This is a genomic window from Streptomyces sp. NPDC005181 (assembly GCF_040608395.1).
In the GTDB taxonomy this organism is placed as follows: domain Bacteria; phylum Actinomycetota; class Actinomycetes; order Streptomycetales; family Streptomycetaceae; genus Streptomyces.
In genome coordinates this window covers 1-3452 of the sequence record NZ_JBEXID010000208.1, presented here as the reverse complement: position 1 = coordinate 3452, position 3452 = coordinate 1, and the positions used below count along the sequence as shown (strand labels likewise).

The following is a 3452-nucleotide window of genomic DNA, read 5'->3' as shown; positions in this document are numbered from 1 at the left end:
CTCTGACCCCTGCAAGATCACCGAAAGTAACCACCGCCGGTGGCCCGACCAGCAAGGCTCCATACCTCGACATACACAAAGGAATTGACAACCTCCACCGCCCCCACGACGCTCGCAGCTGCCGGTCATCGTCTGGTGGGTGTTGTTCATATCTTGGACCCACACTCTTGGATGGGCACAAAAGCTCTACCACCCGGCGAAGGACGCAGGGTCGATCAAAGCCGCTCTGAGCGTCGGCATGGCAGCTGACGTGCTATGCGTGTGCGCCGGGATCGCTGCGATCGTCTTCGTATGCCAGCTCACGCAGATGCAGGTCCGGCAATCGCGCGACGACACACTCGCTGAACACGCCTGACCCCGGCGGATACCACACCCAGGCGCCGGATCAAGCACACCATCCCAGAGCAGAAGGACCAGCAGTCCAACCGTCAGCGCCCGTCGAGGGCCAGGACCAGGTCGGGCAGGTCGCGTCCGCTGGCCAGACCGGCGGGTACGTCCTTACCGGCCACGGCGGTCTGCAGTAACGCGGCGTCCGGGGCCAGGGCGCACGGGCCGAGCACAGCCGGTCCAACACGCCCCACCACCCCCACCCCCGACCCGTCTGCACGTAGAAAGTGTCTTCCTCCAGCGACGACAGAACCGCTCGACAAAGTTCATCGTCCCAGTTCAGGAAGGTACCTTCGCGTTTCTACCCCTTCATTAGCCACACCCCGACTGAGACGGCGAGGCTAGTCCAGCTGGACAGGCGACAACGGCGGGCCCCCGGGGTTGCAGTGGAGACCCTGTGGGGCCATAGCGGACGGCGGGCGGGCCGAAGCTGACCAGGGGGACGGTCTGTACCCAGTTCAAGGGCTCGAAGCGGAGGGCATGCTTCCGGCTCGAGTGACGCGGCGACTTGCACTGCGGCCGCCGGGCTACACGCTTTCCCGCCCAGCCGCTCCGCCCGGTGTGGGAACGCAGCGTTCCGGTGATGACATCGTCGGAACCCTGTCCTTCGTTCTGGCGTCGGGCGGCCTGTGAGGCCGCCATTCTGTCAGCGGCCGGGTGAACGTCAGTGGGGCACCGGCCGCCGGTTTCCACGGATGGCGGGTCAGGCGCCGGACCTGGAGTGGGACTGGGTGGTCGGGCCGCGTAGTTCTTCGTTGATGCGCTGGGCCTCGTCGAGCTGGTCTTCGAGGACGATGATGCGGCAGGCCGCCTCGACCGGGGTGCCCTGGTCGACGAGTTCGCGGGCGCGGGCGGCGATTTTCAGCTGGTAGCGGGAGTAGCGGCGGTGGCCGCCTTCGGAGCGCAGCGGGGTGATGAGGCGGGCTTCGCCGATGGCCCGCAGAAATGCGGGGGTCGTACCGAGTATTTCGGCGGCCCGACCCATGGTGTAGGCGGGGTAGTCGTCATCGTCGAGACGGCCGAGCGGGTTTTCTGCGGTCATTTGCACCTCTGGATAGGGGAACGCGTCGGGGGGCCCTGGTGCTGTACAGCACCAGGGCCCCGAGGGATTTGAACACCATCTGCCGGCTTACTGCAGTGCCGGCCTGTCGTTTCCGCACTGTCTCCCAGGGGATGGGGGCGAGTGCGGGGATCGAGGATGCGTGACCGTGTGACCACCTTCCGTTCCGGGGTCTGCGGTACCCGGGCCGGCTACGTCCTTGCCCGAGTGATCCTGATGGCGTCTGCCTCCTTCTCTTCCTTCCGGTTCTTGCTGCTGCAGGTCCGTCTGCCGACGGCCCCTGTGAGCCGCCCGGCCCGGCAGTCAGCGACGGGACCCTCGATCCTTCCGGCCCCAGCCACTCCACTGCCGTGCCACAACCTGCTTGTGTTCTGCATGCGCGGCAGTTCGTGTCTGCCGCACCTGACGGAACTTCCTGGCTACGAGAACGACGTTAGTCTCCGCGATTACGCATGTCTACTTCCGCCACGACAGATTTTCTGCGAGGGGAAGTGCCGGAGTCCTTCGTTCACACCTGCTGGAAAGTTGCATCGGAAAGCATTTTTCCGGACGGGTCGCGGTTCCGCGGATTCCTCACACCGTGGGCCATGCGCGCCGCCTGCTCCTGCTGCATGAGGCAGTCCCGGCTCAAGCCTCGGGGATTGCCTCATGCAGGGCTATGCGGCAGGGGCGGGTCCTGCCACCGCCACCTGGGCCGGGCGCAGGAGGTGGTCGCCGACTCGGTAGCCGTGGCGCAGCACCTCGGTGCACACGGCTTCATGCTCCGTGCCGGAGGCGTAGTAGGTGATTGCCTCATGGGTGTTCGGGTCGAAGGGCTCACCCGCTGCACCGACGGTCCGCAGCCCCAGCGCCGCCAGCCGTTCCTCGAGTACGTCGAAGACGACCGCCGCAGCGCCGTTGCCGTCGCCCTCCCGGCGAGCCGCCTCCACAGCATCCAGGACGGGAAGCAGGCCGGTGAGTACATTGACCACCGCGATCTCCCGTATGGCCAGGCGGTCGCGGCGCACCCGCTTTCGGTAGTTGTCGTACTCGGCTTTCACCCGCTGCAGATCCTCGGTCAGTTCCGCGATCCGCTCACGCGGCCGTGCGGCTTCCGCCCAATCGGCCCGGCCGGAGTCCGGGCGCCCCTGACCGGCGCTGTCCGGACCGGCCGCATCCCGGCGTGGCCGGGACTGGAGGATGACCGGGGCGATCCTGCGCACGTCGCGCATCACCACAGGTGACCGCTCACCCTGATGCCTGAGGTGCCGGTTCTTGCTCATCCGGCGCCTCCCTTCCGCTCGTCATCGACGATCTCCGCATCGACGACGTCCTCCTCGCCGGTGCCCGGGCCCCCAGCCGTGCTGCCGTCGGCCGCGCCGCCCCCAGCGGCTTCGCCCTGCGTCTGCGCGTACAGGGCGGTGCCGATCCGCTGCGCGGCCGCCGTTGCCTTCTCGGTGGCGGTACGGATCTCGGTGGTGTCCTCGCCCTTGAGCTTCTCCTTCAGCTCGGTGAGCGCGGCCTCCACCTCCGTCTTCACGTCACCGGGGATCTTGTCCGCGTTGTCCTGCAGCACCTTCTCGGTCTGGTAGACCAGGCTCTCCGCCTGGTTGCGGGTCTCGGCGGCCTCCTTGCGCCGTCGGTCCTCCTCCGCGTACTGCTCGGCCTCCTGCACCATGCGGTCGATGTCGTCCCTGGGCAGCGAGGAGCCACCGGTGACGGTCATCTTCTGCTCCTTGCCGGTGCCGAGGTCCTTGGCAGCGACGTGCATGATGCCGTTGGCATCGATATCGAACGCGACCTCGATCTGCGGGACACCACGCGGGGCCGGCGGCAGACCGGTCAGCTCGAACACGCCCAGCTTCTTGTTGTACGCCGCGATCTCGCGCTCACCCTGGTAGACCTGGATCTGCACCGACGGCTGGTTGTCGTCGGCCGTCGTGAAGATCTCGGACCGCTTGGTCGGGATCGTTGTGTTGCGCTCGATGAGCTTCGTCATGATGCCGCCCTTGGTCTCGATACCGAG

The 3452-nt window shown here is 67.0% G+C and carries 4 protein-coding genes and 1 pseudogene; 1 reads left to right on the top strand and 4 read right to left on the bottom strand.

Features of this window, described 5'->3' with window-relative positions; all coding sequences use genetic code 11:
* Positions 1-106: 106 nt before the first annotated feature.
* Positions 107-355: pseudogene (locus ABZV38_RS39885) on the top strand (hypothetical protein); the annotation flags it as partial.
* A gap of 73 nt (positions 356-428) precedes the next feature.
* On the opposite strand, the gene ABZV38_RS39880 reads toward ABZV38_RS39885, so the two are convergent.
* From ABZV38_RS39880 to ABZV38_RS39865, 4 genes are all read right to left on the bottom strand, one after another.
* Positions 429-581: a hypothetical protein gene (locus ABZV38_RS39880; protein WP_356333806.1), complete on the bottom strand. Its 153-nt coding sequence runs from the start codon at positions 579-581 to the stop codon at positions 429-431.
* Positions 582-1090: 509 nt separating this feature from the next.
* Positions 1091-1429, bottom strand: coding sequence for a MerR family transcriptional regulator (locus ABZV38_RS39875; RefSeq protein WP_356333803.1), 339 nt, complete (start codon positions 1427-1429; stop codon positions 1091-1093).
* Positions 1430-2103: 674 nt separating this feature from the next.
* Entirely contained in the window at positions 2104-2709 is a 606-nt protein-coding gene (gene grpE, locus ABZV38_RS39870) for a nucleotide exchange factor GrpE (protein ID WP_356333801.1), read from the bottom strand.
* Positions 2706-3452 (bottom strand): Hsp70 family protein (locus tag ABZV38_RS39865; protein ID WP_356333799.1); only part of this gene is annotated, 747 nt, incomplete at its 5' end. The genes ABZV38_RS39865 and grpE, both read right to left, overlap by 4 nt.